This is a genomic window from Neptuniibacter halophilus (assembly GCF_030295765.1).
GTDB lineage: Bacteria > Pseudomonadota > Gammaproteobacteria > Pseudomonadales > Balneatricaceae > Neptuniibacter > Neptuniibacter halophilus.
In genome coordinates, this window is sequence record NZ_AP027292.1 from 1,826,828 (window position 1) to 1,842,777 (window position 15,950).

General features: G+C 56.3%; 14 protein-coding genes. 10 read left to right on the top strand and 4 right to left on the bottom strand.

Annotated elements, in window-relative coordinates:
- The first annotated feature begins 31 nt into the window (after positions 1–31).
- From QUD59_RS08435 to ptsP, 5 genes are all read left to right on the top strand, one after another.
- A complete protein-coding gene (locus QUD59_RS08435) occupies positions 32–379 on the top strand; it encodes a MaoP family protein (protein ID WP_286240801.1) in 348 nt (115 codons plus the stop codon).
- Positions 380–545: 166 nt separating this feature from the next.
- Positions 546–1,898, top strand: a complete 1,353-nt coding sequence (locus tag QUD59_RS08440; RefSeq protein ID WP_286240802.1) for a magnesium transporter — start codon at positions 546–548, stop codon at positions 1,896–1,898.
- 17 nt (positions 1,899–1,915) lie between these two features.
- Positions 1,916–2,701, top strand: a complete 786-nt coding sequence (locus tag QUD59_RS08445) for a DUF432 domain-containing protein (RefSeq protein WP_286240803.1) — start codon at positions 1,916–1,918, stop codon at positions 2,699–2,701.
- A gap of 3 nt (positions 2,702–2,704) precedes the next feature.
- Entirely contained in the window at positions 2,705–3,544 is an 840-nt protein-coding gene (locus tag QUD59_RS08450; protein ID WP_286240804.1) for a mechanosensitive ion channel family protein, read from the top strand.
- A gap of 17 nt (positions 3,545–3,561) precedes the next feature.
- Positions 3,562–5,796: a phosphoenolpyruvate--protein phosphotransferase gene (gene ptsP / locus QUD59_RS08455; RefSeq protein ID WP_286240806.1), complete on the top strand. Its 2,235-nt coding sequence runs from the start codon at positions 3,562–3,564 to the stop codon at positions 5,794–5,796.
- Positions 5,797–5,811: 15 nt separating this feature from the next.
- Here the strand turns inward: ptsP and QUD59_RS08460 are convergent, their stop codons facing one another.
- Positions 5,812–6,987: a DUF3095 family protein gene (locus tag QUD59_RS08460; RefSeq protein WP_286240807.1), complete on the bottom strand. Its 1,176-nt coding sequence runs from the start codon at positions 6,985–6,987 to the stop codon at positions 5,812–5,814.
- A 41-nt stretch (positions 6,988–7,028) separates the two neighbouring features.
- Entirely contained in the window at positions 7,029–8,441 is a 1,413-nt protein-coding gene (locus tag QUD59_RS08465; RefSeq protein ID WP_286240809.1) for a GGDEF domain-containing protein, read from the bottom strand.
- A 484-nt stretch (positions 8,442–8,925) separates the two neighbouring features.
- Here QUD59_RS08465 and QUD59_RS08470 point away from each other — a divergent pair, with 484 nt between their 5' ends.
- From QUD59_RS08470 to QUD59_RS08480, 3 genes are all read left to right on the top strand, one after another.
- Positions 8,926–9,873, top strand: coding sequence for a carbon-nitrogen hydrolase family protein (locus QUD59_RS08470; RefSeq protein ID WP_286240811.1), 948 nt, complete (start codon positions 8,926–8,928; stop codon positions 9,871–9,873).
- Between the two features lie 97 nt (positions 9,874–9,970).
- Positions 9,971–10,315 (top strand): hypothetical protein, encoded by a 345-nt coding sequence (locus tag QUD59_RS08475; protein ID WP_286240813.1) that lies wholly within the window; start codon positions 9,971–9,973, stop codon positions 10,313–10,315.
- Between the two features lie 155 nt (positions 10,316–10,470).
- Positions 10,471–12,597 (top strand): methyl-accepting chemotaxis protein, encoded by a 2,127-nt coding sequence (locus QUD59_RS08480; RefSeq protein WP_286240815.1) that lies wholly within the window; start codon positions 10,471–10,473, stop codon positions 12,595–12,597.
- Positions 12,598–12,646: 49 nt separating this feature from the next.
- Here QUD59_RS08480 and QUD59_RS08485 read toward each other — a convergent pair whose 3' ends face one another.
- Positions 12,647–13,069: a desulfoferrodoxin family protein gene (locus QUD59_RS08485; protein ID WP_286240816.1), complete on the bottom strand. Its 423-nt coding sequence runs from the start codon at positions 13,067–13,069 to the stop codon at positions 12,647–12,649.
- A 277-nt stretch (positions 13,070–13,346) separates the two neighbouring features.
- Entirely contained in the window at positions 13,347–14,153 is an 807-nt protein-coding gene (locus QUD59_RS08490) for a substrate-binding periplasmic protein (protein WP_286240817.1), read from the bottom strand.
- Between the two features lie 313 nt (positions 14,154–14,466).
- Here QUD59_RS08490 and QUD59_RS08495 point away from each other — a divergent pair, with 313 nt between their 5' ends.
- Positions 14,467–15,066: a c-type cytochrome gene (locus QUD59_RS08495; protein WP_286240818.1), complete on the top strand. Its 600-nt coding sequence runs from the start codon at positions 14,467–14,469 to the stop codon at positions 15,064–15,066.
- Entirely contained in the window at positions 15,063–15,950 is an 888-nt protein-coding gene (locus QUD59_RS08500) for a c-type cytochrome (protein WP_286240819.1), read from the top strand. The genes QUD59_RS08495 and QUD59_RS08500 overlap by 4 nt, the downstream gene beginning before the upstream one ends.

Genomic DNA, 15,950 nt, shown 5'->3' on the forward strand with positions numbered 1-15,950 from the left:
GCCAATGGTAGTGATTGAAAAACGGTGCCTTATGATGAAAGTTCACGACTGCTTCAGGTCTGATGGGCTGTTTTCAGACCGAATCAATTTTCCCTACGGATTCCTGAAAAGTGGGGAGTTCACTATAACTCAGGCCGACCTGCTGGAGCAGCATGGACAGGCTTACAGCGAGCTGGCCAGTGGCCTGCGACAACCGGCAGGGCCCGAGGAACAGGCGTTTGTCCGCTTCTGTCAGGGTGAAAAGCCGGCCGAAAGCCACCATGAGCGGGTCTGGCAACGCTATCTGCACAAGGTGCAGGGCAACCATATGGCGATCTCTTTTCACAAGCGGCGTACCTGGGAGGGTGCGTTGTATGAGGAGATGAGCCCGCCTTACTAAGGACGCTGCGAACAAGTCCTGTTAGTGCCTGCACGACCGATTCGCAGGTTCCCTGACCTTATTCAGCCCGAAAAACAGATTTTACCCGGCTGCGCCCGATTTTTATGAGTCCGGCGCAGCTTTTTTTTATACTCTAAGCAGATCTGCGTTTTTGGGAATAAGAGTAATGGATGAGCTACAACCGCGTGAGCAACTGGATGTTTATGTTTCCCAACTGCTGGCGCCGCAGGCCGAGGCCACTGAGGTATTCGCCCAGGCCGCCGAAGTACTATCAAACAGTGAACTGAGCCTGTTGCTGGAAGCGCTGCCCATTGAGGAGCGTTTCCTGCGTTGGCAGGAACTGTCGGCCGAACTTCAGGCCAGCGTACTGGTGGGCATGCGTGCTCAGGCCCGGCGTCCGGTGCTTGAGGCGCTGGAGCCGGTTGCGCTGGAACAACTGCTGCAACAGCTCGATGCGGAAGGGCTGATCGAACTGTCGGATAACCTGTCCGATGAACAGGTCGATCGCGCCTATCACTATCTGGATGAAAAACAGAAACTCTGGTTCCGGGATTCCAGTCAGTTTACCGAGGAGCAGATCGGCCGTTACGCCGAACATCGCTTTATCTCCCGACTCGCCACGACGAAAGCCGGGGACGCGCTGCGCGCCCTGCGTCGCTCAAGCCTGCGGGATGCTTCGCGCATCTATGTGCTGGAAAAGGGCGGGGTATTTCTTGGCACGGTACGCCTGTCTGCCCTGTTGCGGGTAAAAGATGAAAATCAGCCTCTGGCTGAGCTGCTGGAAGCGGAACAGGTGAGCCTGAATGGTACTTTGTCGCTGCTGGATGCCGCCGAGCTGATCGAGCACAGTGAAGCTACGGAGCTGCCGGTGGTGGACGATCAGCAGCGGCTGATCGGTTGCGTCAGTCCGCAGACGGCGTTGTGGATTCAGCGGGAAGAGTTTGAACACCGTTTGATGGCCCAGGCGGGTATGGATGAATCCACCGACCTGTTTGTTCCGGTTGTGCGGGGTGCCCGGCAGCGTGCGCTGTGGCTGGGAATCAACCTGCTGACCGCGTTTCTTGCTGCCTGGACTATCGGTTTGTTTGCCGAGGTGTTGAGCAAAGTGGTGGCGCTGGCGGTACTGATGCCGGTGGTGGCTTCCATGGGAGGGATCGCGGGCAGCCAGACGCTGACGCTGATTATCCGTGGTCTGGCGACCCGTCAGGTGACGTTCGGTAACTCGCTGGCCCTGAGCCGGCAGGAGCTGAGTATCGCTGCACTGAATGGCGTCGGCTGGGGGCTGGTGATCGGGCTGGTGACTCTGTTCTGGTTTGACAGCACGGTGATCGGCCTGATCATCGGCGTTGCGGTACTGGCGAATATTGTGGTGGCGGCTTTATCCGGTGTCTATATCCCTTTGCTGCTGGATAAATTTAAGTTTGATCCGGCGCTGTCCGGTGCGGTTGTGCTGACCACCGTGACCGATGTGGTTGGGTTTGTCACCTTCCTTGGGCTGGCAACGCTGTTGATTTTATAGGGGAGAGGGGATTGATAATGCAGACTGGCGAAGTTCAGCAGGCGCTGAATCTGGAGGAAAAAACCTGGTATGCCATGAGTCTGGGGGATCTGACTCTGTACCTGCAGCAAAAGGGCAGTGAGCTGCTGACGGCAACCGCCTATCAGTCCAATGATGCCCCGCCTCTGTGTCAGGTGCTGCATCCGGTTGAGCAACTGGCAGACGGGGTTAAAATCAAGGAGCGCCTTTATATCGGTGATCCGGAGGAGCAGTACCGGATCCAGTTACAACTGGCGGATAAACCCTATCAGGTGAAGACCGATACGCCGATCCGGATCGGCCCTAACGGCCATCTGGTGCTCTATGTCAGTACACCGTTGTGGGTGCAGTTGATCAGTACGTCGGGACAGGTAATGAGCGAATACCCGGCGGTCAGTCCGCGCCTGAGCTGGGTCGGCAGCAGTACCACGGAGGGTGCGCTCTGCTACAGTTCAAAAAGCACGGCCCCGGCGGATATTACTCAGGTGCAGCGGCGCGAGCATCGGGCCGTCACCGCGATGGAGCTGGTGAACAGCGGTACCGCGCCGTTGTCGGTTGAACGGCTCTCACTGCCGCTGAATATGCTCAGTCTCTATTATGCCTCGGGAGAGGGGTTCTGGACCGAGTCGGTGCGTTTTCGCATCGAGCCGGGGAGTGGCGAGACGACCATTGTCGCCTCGGCTAAACCCCCGCTCGATATTGGTGAGGCGAAACTGATCTCAGAGCCGCGCGAGTCGGGTAAGTCGAGCCGGCTGAAAACCGCTATGAATCTGATAATGGGATAACCTATGCCTGAAATTATGGAAAGTATTGCCCCTCTGGCCTGGTTGCGAGCCCTGCTGTTTATTGTCGTCGGTTTTGTGATTGCACGGCTGGCCTCGCGCTTTTTCCGTCGGGTCAGTGAAAAGAAACTCAGTACTCATCACCAGTTGCTTGGCAGCATGCTGGTGTTTTATCTGCTGTTTATTATTTTTCTGCTCTCCGGGCTGCGTGAACTGGGCTTCAGTATGAGTGTACTGCTCGGCGCTGCGGGGGTGTTGTCTGTGGCGGTGGGCTTTGCGTCCCAGACCTCGGCTTCCAACCTGATCAGTGGTTTGTTCCTGATTGCCGAGAAGCCGTTTGAGATCGGCGATGTGCTGAAACTGAGTGAGTTTACCGGTGAGGTGATCGCGATCGATCTGCTGTCGATTAAGCTGAAAACCTTCGATAACCTGATGATCCGGGTGCCCAATGAAACCCTGATCAAGACCACCTTTGTAAATATGTCGCGCTATCCGATCCGCCGGGTCGACCTGGTGATCGGAATCGCTTATAACGAAGATATCGAGCGCGCCCGGCAGGTACTGCTGGCGGCCGTTCAGAATCATCCGCGAGCACTGGAAAGCCCGGATCCGTTTTGCATTGTGACCCTGTTCAATGCTTCCTCTGTCGATCTGCAACTGTCGGTCTGGGTTGTGCGCAGCGAACTGCGGGAAGGGCGCAGTGAGTTGCTGGTGGCCTGTAAGGAAGCGCTGGATAAGGCCAATATCGAAATACCCTATCCGCATACCAGCCTGTATGTGGGGAATCACACCCGGCCGCTGCCGATTCAGATGGTCACGGAGGAACCGCCGGTCCGGGGTGACTGACACTAAGGAACTACACCGTGGAAAACGCAATACTGCAACTGTCCCAGTTGCTGCACAAAGTCAGTAACGAAGCGGATCCTGCCCTGCAGGTAAAGCTGATTGTCGATTCGGTCAGTGAGCTGTTCGGCACCGATGTCTGCAGCCTCTATCTGCTGAATGAACAGCGCGAGTCAGTGTTATTTGCTTCCCACGGTCTGAAAGCCGAGCGGCCGGTGCCGCTGGCTGAAGGTAAAGGTCTGATTGGTCGGGTAATCACTTCAAAGCACCTGATTAATGTGGCGGATGCCGCCCATGAAGAGGGCTTTGAGCTGATTCCGGGCATCGGCGAACAGGCTTTCAAAAGCTTCTGTGCAGTACCGCTGGTCAAACAGGGACAGAGTGTGGGTGGTCTGGTAGTACAGAGTCGCCGCGCTGAAGCCTTGCCGGCGGAGTCGGAAGCGCTGCTGGTGACGCTGGCCGCGCAACTGGCGTGGATCGTGCCCGATCTGCAGCAACTCAAAGGCCGGACGGCGGTGAATCTGCGGATTCCCGGTGTTCGCGGCGCCCCCGGTATTGCGGTGGCGGAGGTCTATGTTCTCAGCTCCTGTTCACTGGAGCAGGTTCAGCCGGATCGTTGTGCAGACCCGGACGCCGAGCTGCAGCGCTGGCGCGAACTGCGTCTGGAGGTGGCTGAGAGTCTCAGTCGGGAGAAAGCCCATCTCAGCAACAATATCTCTGATCAGAGCTTTTCCGGTATTTTTGACGCTTACCAGCTACTGCTGGAAGACCCGGCCCTGAACCGGATGGTTGAAGCGGAGATCAGTGGCGGTGCGGATATACCTACTGCGGCGAAACGGGTCTTCAGCAATTTTGCCGACGGCTTCCGCGCGCTGGATGATCCCTATCTGGCCTCGCGTGCGGATGACCTGATCCACCTCGGCAATAAAGTGCTGAGTGTTTATAACTCGGTTTCACTGGCCGTGGCTGATCGCCCGCAGGGCCCGGTCATTCTCTATGGCGTGGATGTCAGTGTGTCGGATATTGCGGCCTTTCCGGAAGGCCATGTGGTGGGGATTATCTGCTCACAGGGCTCGCACCTGTCGCATACTGCCGTACTGGCCAACGCAATCGGTATTCCTGCGGTACTGGGCATCGGCCGTCAGCATCACCTGAACAAAGGTGAAGAGGTGGTGCTGGATGCGGATAACGCCTGCATTATCCAGCATCCGACCCGTTCGCTGCGTAATGAATACCGGCGTGCCGGAAAACGCATCCTGCAGGAGACACAGGCACTGCGCCAGTTGCGCGAGCTGCCTGCGCAAACGCTGGATGGCCATCCCGTCAGGCTGATGGTGAACAGCGGCCTGACCAACGATATCGGCCCGGGTCTTGAGAGCGGGGCGGAGGGGATCGGTCTGTACCGTACTGAGATTCCGTTTATGACCTGTCAGGCGTTCCCGACCGAAGCGGAGCAGGTTCAGATCTACAGCGAAATCATTCAGGCTTTCAGTGGCCGGCCGGTGTGTATGCGGGTACTGGATATCGGTGGTGATAAGCAGTTGCCGTACTTTCCGATCAGCGATGAGATGAATCCGGCGCTGGGCTGGCGGGGTATCCGTTTCTGCCTCGATAATGCGCACCTGTTGCTGAGCCAGATCCGGGCGATGCTGGTGGCTGCCGGGCTGGGTCAGCAGTTACATATCCTGATCCCGATGGTCTCGGATAAACAACAGATTCTGGCGTTTAAGCAGTTGCTGGCGGATGCCATTCGTCAGTTGCAGGAGGAGGGCGTGGCGGTGGAAGCGCCTGCGGTGGGCTGCATGATCGAAGTGCCGGCCGCAATCTCGCAGATACCGTTCTGGGCTGATGAGCTGGACTTCATCTCCATCGGTTCCAATGACCTGAGCCAGTACCTGCTCTCGGTAGATCGTAATAACCCCCGGGTCGCTGCGCTCTACGATCCGGTGCATCCGGCGGTTATCCATGAGATTAACCGGGTGGTGGCGCAGGCACAGAAAGCGGGCCTGAAGATCAGCCTCTGTGGCGAACTGGCCTCGGAGCCGGTGGCGGTAGTGCTGCTGGTCGGGATGGGACTTCGCTCTCTCAGTCTGGGGGCTGCCTACCTGCCGAAAATTAAAAAATTGATCCGGCTGATCGACCAGCAGCGGGCCAGTGAGGTACTGCAGCAGGCGCTGACCCGGCAGAGTGCGGCGGAGGTTCGTGCGGTGGTGGAGCAATACCTGCAGGAAGCCGGTTTTCTGCCTCCGGCCTGAAATGACAAACCGGGATCAGCCGGCTGCCTGCGCTTGCTCCGGTTTGCTGCTGTGTTTTGCCTGTTGGCGCTTAAGCTGTTTTGCCGCCATGGCGTAACCGCCACCGGTGCCGTCGACAAAATGCAGATGCTCCCCGTCACTCAGGCTCTCAACGTAACAGGTCATCTGCGCAGCACCGGAACGGTGCAGGCCAAAGGCTATTTCGCCACGCCCGGCGAATGGCTGTAACGCCTTTGTGATCTTTTCCACTTCGTCCGCAGAGCAGTCCAGCACCATACGCAGGGTGTCGTCATACTTCTGGAAATCACAATGCCGCGGAATCTTACGGACGTAGTTATCCACAGCGGAAAAATGGCGGAATCCCTTCAGGTTGAACAGCAGCACCGTCAGCAGTAGTTCATACAGTTCGCTGAAAAAGGCTTTGCTGAACCAGTGGCTGGAAACGCGCAGATGGCGGCGCAGGTTGTGGAAAAATGACTGGTATCGGGCCTGTTGCATCGTGATCGGGTTACAGGTGGAGAGGGGGTAACCGAGACCGCTTTCGAGTTCGCTCAGTACCTGACCGATGATGGCAGATTCATCCTTGCCGGTAGCCTGTACCAGAACACAGAGGGTGGAGCCCTTGCTCGCCGGGATCGGCTTCCAGCGGCAGGTCAGGCCAGCAAAAACCTGATCCCGCGGCAGCAGGGGCGCGGCCTGAATCTGCAGGGCCGGATCCGATTTCACCCGTTTTTCGGCCAGACTCAAACCGCCGCCTTTGAACATCGCCTGAGCGAAATGGTGCGTGCTGTTGTACTTGGCCACAAGGACGTCGCTGCCCAACTGACGTAATTCGCGGACGCTGACCAGGCCACTGTGTACCCGCAGAGAAAACTGCTGTTGGGCGTAATAGCAAAGCGAAGCCAGTAACTGTGTCGCCTGATCTGCCATCTCTGGCCTGATCAGTACGCAGGCACCGTCACCACCAAAGACAAACGGCAGTTCACGGGAGATCTGTGCCAAGAGGGTTGAGATGGCCGCCGCGCCGATAAAATTCACGTCGCGGTAGCGGCCCCGCTCAATCGCCTGAGTCGACTCACGGACATCCAGTACCGCGACCAGCCATTCATCGGGTACGGCGCGGTAATGCTGATTCTGCGCCAGCGCGGAGATATCATCAAAGCCGGGAAGGTTACGGTAGAACTGATCCATCTGATTCGTTATCGGTGATATCCACAGGCCCGGCCTGAGGGTTAATGATTTCGGGAATAGACGATTGCCCGGTTTTTGCCAGAACGCTTGGCATCATAGAGCGCGTTATCGGCCCGTTCAATCAGCGGCGTCAGGGAGTAATCTTCAGCCTCCAGTTCGGCTAGCCCGATGCTCAGGGTTGGCAGCTTTTCCATCCCCTGAATCTCATCCAGATCCCGGTGGTTGCGGATGGTATGGATAATACGCTCGGCGATTTCCAGTGCGGTATCCGCAGCGGTTTCCGGCATATAAACCACAAACTCCTCACCCCCGTAGCGGGCAAAGATATCATATTCGCGGACGTTGCCTTTAATCAGATCGGCCACCTTCTTCAGAACCAGATCCCCCTGCAGATGGCCGAGTTCATCATTGATCCGTTTAAAGTCGTCAATATCGATCATCATCACCGAGGCTTTCAGGAACAGCCGTCTGGCGCGGAGAAACTCCACCGCCGCGCGTTCATTGAAACAGGCCCGGTTGTTAATGCCGGTGAGCGAGTCGGTGGTGGCCTGAGAATAAAGATCCTTGTTGACCCGCCGGGTCTTCTCCAGATTGCGTTTCAGTGATTCGTTTTCTGAGATATCGCGCACCACGGCGATGGTGTTCATACCGAAACGGGTTTTCACTGGACTGAGCTTGATCTCGACCGGCACCTGAGCGCCGCTTTTAGTCTGACAGAAAAACTCTTTACCGCGCTGGCCCATCTCGCGGATCGACGGATCGGCGCTGTACGCCTGGCGGTGTCTGATATGGCCTTCCCGGTGCTGTTTCGGAATCAGTTGCTCAACCTTCATGCTGCTGAGGGTTTGCTGGCTGTAGCCAAACAGGGTGGTAGCGGCGCTGTTGGCGCGGACAATATTGCCATCGGCATCCACCTGTAACACCGCGTCGGGCATCGCATGGAACAGTTGATCGATCTCTTCCAGCGCGAGCCGGGTTTCTGCGTACTGCTGCTCCAGAGATTTCAGATTATGCAGATAGCGCTCTTCGATATTTTTCTGGCTGGTGATATCGGTATGCGCCCCCAGCATCCTGATCGGCTTGCCGGCGGCATTGCGGATCGCCATACCACGACAGCGGACCCAGACAGTGGAGCCATCCTGATGCCGGTAGCGCACTACCTGATCATACGGGTGCGAGGGATCGGCGCAGTGCGCGTGGAAATTTTCCAGCGACAGTTTCAGATCATCCGGGTTGATCAGATCCTGCCACTCCGATGCGAGATGCTTTTTCCCGGCGGGGTCAAAGCCGAGTGTTTTCCAGAAACCTTCGCTGAACCATTCGTTATCGGGGTTTTCCAGATCCCAGAACCAGAGGCCGTCGAGGGTGGAGGACTCAAGAAACCGAAACAGCCCACTGTCGGTTTGTAACAGTTGGGTCAGCTCCTGTTCCAGATAATGTATCTGATCTGCCATACAGTAATCCGTAAAAAGGGTGACAGGACTGCGTTAGTACCTTGTCATTAGCTGCTTATGAAATTCCTTTCAAGCTAACTGCCTCTTTCCGGAGGCATAACTACAATCATAGACCGGTCAGGAACCTTTAGATAACTATTGCTTTGTTTGAAATGTCCTTACAAAGCAAGAGGATATGTTCGTAAAACGGCCATGACTCTGTTTAATTTATGTTGTCTTAATGTCGCTTGTAAAGGATCGCGTTAGCGGTTGGCGTTTAAATTAACGGCTATCTATGTAGAAACGGTTAAAGTCTTTTTTTGTTTTTCGATACGCCGCTACGAATAGTTGTAGCCGCTGGTTTATGGTCGAACCCGGCAATCAGGACTAGGCTCAAAAGTACCGATGAACCTGCGAACGGCGCCCTGTATCTGCACGTTTAGGGAGATGCAGAGCATTATAAAGGACTGACTTGCAGGTTTCCTGAATCAGCGGGGACATTGCGATGAGTATCAAAGTGGCGATTAGCCAGAAACCGCCCGTGCTGCTGGATCTGCAGGCAAGCCTGCAACGTGCCGTGGAGTGTGTGGAGGAAGCGGCGGCCAGCGGCGCCCGGCTGCTGATGTTTCCGGAGGCCTACCTGCCCGGATATCCCACCTGGATCTGGCGGCTGAAACCCGGAGCCGATATGGCGCTGGGTAACCAGTTACATGCCCTGCTGCGAGAGAATGCGGTCAACATCAGCGGTGGTGATCTGGCACCTTTATGTCAGGCCGCTGCAGACCATCAGATGGTGCTGGTGGTAGGCATGAACGAACGGGATGCAGAATTCAGCGGCACCACCCTTTACAACACGCTGGTGGTGATCGGTGATGACGGCACAATACTGAATCGCCACCGTAAGCTTCTGCCCACTAACCCCGAACGGATGGTGTGGGGGATGGGGGATGCATCAGGTCTGCAGGTGGTGGAGACCCCGCTGGGGCGCATCGGTTGTCTGATCTGCTGGGAGAACTATATGCCTCTGGCACGGTTTGCGCTCTATGCCCAGAATATTGACCTTTATCTGGCCCCGACCTGGGATTGTGGCGATACCTGGCTGGCCTCCATGAATCATATTGCCCGTGAAGGCGGGTGCTGGGTGCTCAGCACCGCCACGGCGCTGCAGGGATCGGATATCCCGGATAGTTTCCCCGGGCGTGACGAGCTGTTTGATCCGCAGGAGTGGATCAATCCCGGTGATGCGGTGGTGGTGAAGCCGTTTGGTGGCGTCGTTGCCGGCCCGCTGCATCAGCGTGCGGAAATCCTGTATGCGGATATTGAGCCGGAAGCCGCACGTCAGGCGCGGAAGTCACTGGATGTGGCGGGTCATTATGGCAGGCCGGATCTGTTCCGGCTGGAGGTGGACTGTCAGCCAAAGCCACCGATACACTTTTCCCGCCCGGCCAAGTAGCGTATCTTAATTAAATCCCGCCTTGCGGTGGGGGTTTGACGCTATCAGCGCAGGGTGTTTGGTAGTTACTTCCCGGATGGAGGTTACTGGTGTACCTATGAAGTTAGTTAAAGATCTCTACGATTCCGATATCGTGTTTTACTGGACTGGCGATTCTGGTGAGAAGCTCAGCCCGAATCTGCATACCCTGATGGAAGCGGAAGAGTGGTGGAAGCGAGAGATGTTTGCCCGTTATGAGGGACCTGAGCGGCGCAAATCGATCTACGACCGGCGTGAAGATTCCGAAACCCGCAAACGCTTCGAGCGCAACCATAAGTTTTCCCGCCACAATCCCCAGGGGCGTCGTCAGACCGATCAGCCAGTCAAAGTGGATATTGATCTGGCCAAAGAGAAAATCGAGCAGATTATGGTCTGGCGGGTTGCCTCGAATGAAAATGATTAATCCTCCCATCCCCGGTTCTGTTTAAGCCCGCTCGTTGCGAGCTCCCCCCTGTAGATAACCCACTGTCCGAAATTATCAGGTATTTGGCTGCTGCGGTAATGGTCATGCCGGCCTGTAGCGCGTACCAATAAAGACCGCTCCGCAAGGTGTTCTGGTTGACGGCAAAAGGCACGATCAACCGGCGCTTCGGGGTGTTTGAGTGCGATGGCCTGATGGCTGAATCCCGGCCACTTTACAACAAGAATAATCACAGGACTCTGTTTATGTTTACCTTGCTGCTGTCTCCGGCGATCCGCCTGATGAACAGAATGAACTACCTCTATAAATTCTCCCTGATCAACCTGTTGTTTCTGATTCCGTTGCTGGGGCTGGCTTATCTGCAGCTCAATGAGATCGCTGAATCACGGCAGATGACCCGGACCGGGCAATTGGGTATCAACTCACTGGGTCAGGCCATCAAACAGGTGGAACTGGCTTCTGAGCTGCGTGATCTGGCGGTTATTCAGGGCAGCGGTGTCGAGCTTGAGAATGAACGCGCCGGGCTCAAGCAGGAATACCTGCAAGGGCTGGAGCAGTTACAGCAACGTCTGGGGACCGGGGCTTCGACGACGCTCATGCAGCAGATGGATAAACTGCGGCAGATGGTGCAGGAGAAGAACCATGTAGGCGCCGCAGACAGTGCCTTCCTGTTCGTGAAAAATAACAGTCTGGTGCTGGAGAGCTGGATTCTGGTACACCGCTTAAGCTACGAGACCGGGGTCTATCAGGACCGCGATCCGAATAACTTTATTCTGATGAAGATCGCCCTCGATAGTCTGGAATCGCTGCTGGAAAATCAGGGCCAGAAACGTGCATTCTCGGCACAGGTGATGAAATCCGGCATGCTCAACTCTAACCTGATGGATATTATGAATCAGGTGATGGATTCACTGCTGGAAGACCAGACCCGGCTGGAAAGCTCTCTGCGGCCGATTTTTGCGACGCAGGGGCAGTTTGGCAGTGAACTGGTAGCGCTGGCCAATCAGCTCAGCGACAGGCTGAAACAGGGTACTGAGCGCTTCGATAACACCCTGCTGGTGGAAGAGGATCTGAACCACGACTGGCGTGAATATTATCAGCAGGATTCCGCAACCAGCCGGGCTGCTTATGCTCTGATCTACGGAGCGCTTGAATATGTGGCAGACCGCCTTGAAGCCCGTGATCAGGCAGAAAACGGCTATTTTATCGGCTTACTCAGCAGCATCATCCTGATCTTTCTGGTCACTAACTACCTGATGCTGGCGTTTAACTTCTCGGTCCGTAACAGCATTCAGGCGATTCTGGATACGGCGGATGGTGTGGCTGACGGCGATATGACCTGCCGGGTACAGATCAGCAATACCGACGAGCTGGGCACTCTGGCGCAGCGCTTTAACCAGATGACCGAGCGGATGCATCAGTTGCTTTCAGAGGTGACTACCACGGTGGCTGCCGTGGTCTCTCAGGCCGGTCAGGTGGGCGGTATCGCTCAGCAGAGCAGCGAAGCGGTGGAGACTCAGCGTCGTGAGACCGATATGGTGGCCACGGCGATCAATCAGATGGTGGTCAGTGTGCAGGAGGTGGCTGACCGGACCCAGATCGCCTCTCAGGAAAGTGAAGAGGTTGATCAGCAGGCGGTTCAGGGGCAACGGCTGGTGAGCAACACGCTGGCGGATATTGGCCAGTTATCTCAGGATATGGATAAGGCGATGCAGGTGATCCACCTGCTGGTTAAAGACAGCGACAGCATCACTCAGGTGCTGGATGTGATCAAAGGGGTGGCCGAGCAAACCAATCTGCTGGCTCTGAATGCGGCGATCGAGGCCGCCCGTGCCGGAGAGCAGGGGCGGGGGTTTGCGGTGGTGGCGGATGAGGTCCGTACCCTGGCAAAACGTACTCAGGATGCGACCGCCGAGATTGAGGATATGATCAACCGGCTGCAATCCGGCGTCAGCGATGCGGTACAGGCGATGGAGGTCAGCCATGAGAAGGTCGGCCAGACTGTGACGAACTCCGCCGAGGTCGGTCAGACTCTGGAACATATCTCCACCGCCATCTCCCGTATTGTCGAGTTTAATACCCAGATTGCGGCGACCGGCGAGCAGCAAACCATGGTCGCGAATGAGATTGAACGTAACGTACAGTCGATCAGCGATGTGGGCAGCCAGACCGCCGACGGTGCACGCGGTACCGCAGAGGCCTGTCAGCAGATGACCCTGCAGGCAGAGAGATTGCAGACTATGGTGGCCAGTTTCCGGGTATAACGGATCCCGGCCCGACGACAATGGCTGTCGGGCCGGTTAAGGAGTGTCGTCAGACTTCGGCCATACTCAGCCAGGTATCGTGCTTGTTGCAGACACTCAACGCATAGATTGCACCCGTGTAACCGGTCAGCTTGTACTCGGAGCGGGCCTGAGCATCTTTGGTCGGGTCAAACATCAGTTCATCGATAAAACCGTAGTCCTTATCCAGCAGGATATGTTTGACGATAAAGTGCTCATATTCCTTCATCTCGTGGGGTGTGACGACCTCCACCATGGTATCCGCACCGGATTTCTGCAGCGTAATCAGCGGTACGTGGCCGCCCGCTTTCGCTGCCCAGCGCCCCGGTTGTTCTTTGGTGTAGTAGATACCGCCGGCTCCGCTCATCTTGTCAGATGCCAGTGCGGCGGTGGGAATCAGAACTCCGCTGGCAGTGGCCGCCAGACTCAAACGCATAAAACTTCTTCTGTCCATGATCTTGCCTCAGTTTAATCGTTAGCAGAGAGCGATCACTGAGAGTCTCCGTAAGCCCTGCACCCTCACTTCAAAACGGAGGTCGCCCGGTGATGCCTGAATAAGCATAGATAGGCATGCTGGATTCGGTTAGCAAAAACAAACAATTGTTTAAAAGACTACAGATAAAAGGGGGCAGCGTGGTAGCAGGGCTTATCCGGGCTTTAAGAAAACCGGGGTCGTCTGCTCACGCCAGCGCAGAGGCTTCTGCAAACAGATCGGGCTTTACAGCCTGTGTTCAGCAATGCAGCAGGTCATCTACTAACTGGCATTCATAGCCCCACTGCTGGCGGATAATATCTGCCCAGCGCAGATTGATGGCCCTGACCACGCCGGACTGGTGCAGACTTTCAGCGGCGGCTTGCCAGCGTTGTACCGTTTTCGGGTGGGTACCTTTCGACATGGCGAGGTAGATCGGTGCGCGGTGGGCCGTAAACAGCGGTTTAAACTCATCGGCGGCGAATGCCTGCTGCCGGCTGGCGTAGGCCACGCCCTGCGGTTCATAAAGCACCAGATCGGCTCGCCCCTGACGTAACAGACGCAGACTCTGGCCGGGGGATGCGGTCAGCAGCAGGTTAGTAAACCCCTGCTGCTGCAGCCAGCTTTCCCGAATATCGCCTCTGACCACCGCAACGCGCAGCGTGTGATCCAGCGCTTCAAGGTTGCGGGGTTGCCCGCTGAAGTCTCCCCGGGCATAGAAAACCCACTGTTTGACCCCGACCTGTGTGATCCAGTGAAACTGGGCTTCCCGCCCGGTGGTACGCGAGATACTGAATAGGGCAATGTTCGGCTGCTTCATCGCCATATGTATGACCCGGGATTCCGGTAGCAGGTTGATGGCGGCATAGTCACCGAGGCTTTTCTGGATCGCCTGAACGATCTCTACGGCGAAACCTTTCAGGAGGAGGGTACCATTCTGTTCGACCTGATAGTTACTGGGTGGCTCATCGACGGTGAGAATCTGTAACGAAGCCGCATCTGCCCGGTTCGGTGGCAGATTCAGGCTGATCAGTAACAGGGCTAACATGGAAAGGGACAGGCGCATGGCAACAACTCAGAAACCGGTTCGGCACACAGCTCGGACAGTGGGACAGGTGCCGGTAAGGTATTAAAAGCGGCCATGATCCATCAGCCTGAGCGAATATTAACTGAACGTGCGCTAATTAAGGGCACTGACATGAGTATAGCCAGTATGCGATGAGTCGTATGATTCTGCAGAGTACGGTCGCCACTTCACCGCCTCTGCGTCATTTCCGCCACTGACAAGGCGCTATATACTTGACCTTCCCGTTACGGGAAGGCTTAGGCTGCATGCGTAGCCCGGCTGTTCCGAAACAAAAATTACAACGGAGAACTCCATGAGCATTAAAACCACACTGAATTGTGTACTGCTGTCTGTGTTGGCGCTGAATACACCGAACCTTCATGCCCACGGTGGTGCTACCGGTGTGGTGAAGCAGCGTATGGATCTGATGGAGGATATGAAAGACGCGATGAAGTCCGTAGCGGCGATGTTTAAAGGCCAGACTCCCTATGACGCTGATCGGGTAAGGGCTGCTGCAGAGGTGATCAGGCGTCACTCCGGTGAGCATATGACCCGTTTGTTTCCCGAAGGAAGCCTGCAGCACCCTTCGGAAGCCAAACCCGAGATCTGGGAGGAGTGGCAGCGTTTTTCAGAAATGTCACAGCGTCTGGGCGTTATCAGTGAGGGGCTCTCCCGTGCAGCAGACAATTACGGCGACCCGGCTAAAGATGATTCGATGATGGGTGGCGGCCAGATGATGGGGTCGGGTCATATGATGGGTGCTGACAGTATGATGGGCGGTTCATCCGGCACTGAGCACAGGCAGCATACGGCCGAAGAATACGGCCAGATGCCGGTAGAAATGGTCTTTAAAATGGTCAGTGATAACTGCTCCTCCTGCCATACCCGTTATCGGGTCGAGGACGATAAATGAGAAAAGGGCTCGCGCTGAGTCTGGGGCTGATTCCGCTATTGGTAGTGGCGGGCATCAGCCTGCGGCCTGAACCGGCAGAGCTGCCCTCTCTGGACGGGCTGTCCGGCGATATTAAGCGCGGTGCCTATCTGGCAAGGGCATCGGGCTGCATTGCCTGTCATACGGACTTCGCTAACGGTGGTGCTGCACTGGCGGGTGGAGCGGCGCTGGAAACACCTTTTGGCCGTTTTGTCGCCCCGAACCTGACGACTGATCCGGAGCACGGCATCGGAGGCTGGAGTATTGATGACTTCAGCCGTGCCCTGCGTCACGGGATCAGTCCACAGGGGGAGCCCTACTATCCGGCGTTCCCCTACACCTTCTATACCCGATTCAGTGATCAGGATATTGCCGACCTCTGGGCAGCTTTTCAGACTGTGCCGCCGGTCGCCCGGAAGGCCCCGCAGCATCAGCTTGGTTTCCCCTACAATCTGCGTTTTGGTCTGACTCTCTGGCAGGGGCTCTATTTTGAGCCACAGCGGTTTCAGGCCGAAGCGGATAAAAGCGAAGCGTATAATCGGGGGGCTTATCTGGTCACGGCAGCCAGTCACTGTGCCGCCTGTCATACGCCGCGTAATCTGCTGGGCGCCATTGATCACCATGCGCCTTTCAGTGGTGCCGGGTCACTGCTTGACGGGGGCGGTCAGGTTCCGCCGATCACGCCTCAGGCTCTGACCCGCAATGGCTGGACTGAACTGGATCTGGCCTATGCGCTGCAGACCGGTGTTAAACATGATGGTGATGCGTTTGGTGGCAGTATGGGCGAAGTGGTCCGTGAGGGGACCGGGTTTATGCGTAAAGAGGACCTGCGTGCCATCGCGCACTATCTGTTTAACCGCGAATAA

Coding starts and splice junctions, on each gene's coding strand:
- QUD59_RS08435 (WP_286240801.1), top strand. CDS start 32: ATGATGAAAGTTCACGACTGCTTCAGGTCTGATGGGCTGTTTTCAGAC.
- QUD59_RS08440 (WP_286240802.1), top strand. CDS start 546: ATGGATGAGCTACAACCGCGTGAGCAACTGGATGTTTATGTTTCCCAA.
- QUD59_RS08445 (WP_286240803.1), top strand. CDS start 1,916: ATGCAGACTGGCGAAGTTCAGCAGGCGCTGAATCTGGAGGAAAAAACC.
- QUD59_RS08450 (WP_286240804.1), top strand. CDS start 2,705: ATGCCTGAAATTATGGAAAGTATTGCCCCTCTGGCCTGGTTGCGAGCC.
- QUD59_RS08460 (WP_286240807.1), bottom strand. CDS start 6,987: ATGGATCAGTTCTACCGTAACCTTCCCGGCTTTGATGATATCTCCGCG.
- QUD59_RS08465 (WP_286240809.1), bottom strand. CDS start 8,441: ATGGCAGATCAGATACATTATCTGGAACAGGAGCTGACCCAACTGTTA.
- QUD59_RS08470 (WP_286240811.1), top strand. CDS start 8,926: ATGAGTATCAAAGTGGCGATTAGCCAGAAACCGCCCGTGCTGCTGGAT.
- QUD59_RS08475 (WP_286240813.1), top strand. CDS start 9,971: ATGAAGTTAGTTAAAGATCTCTACGATTCCGATATCGTGTTTTACTGG.
- QUD59_RS08485 (WP_286240816.1), bottom strand. CDS start 13,069: ATGGACAGAAGAAGTTTTATGCGTTTGAGTCTGGCGGCCACTGCCAGC.
- QUD59_RS08490 (WP_286240817.1), bottom strand. CDS start 14,153: ATGCGCCTGTCCCTTTCCATGTTAGCCCTGTTACTGATCAGCCTGAAT.
- QUD59_RS08495 (WP_286240818.1), top strand. CDS start 14,467: ATGAGCATTAAAACCACACTGAATTGTGTACTGCTGTCTGTGTTGGCG.
- QUD59_RS08500 (WP_286240819.1), top strand. CDS start 15,063: ATGAGAAAAGGGCTCGCGCTGAGTCTGGGGCTGATTCCGCTATTGGTA.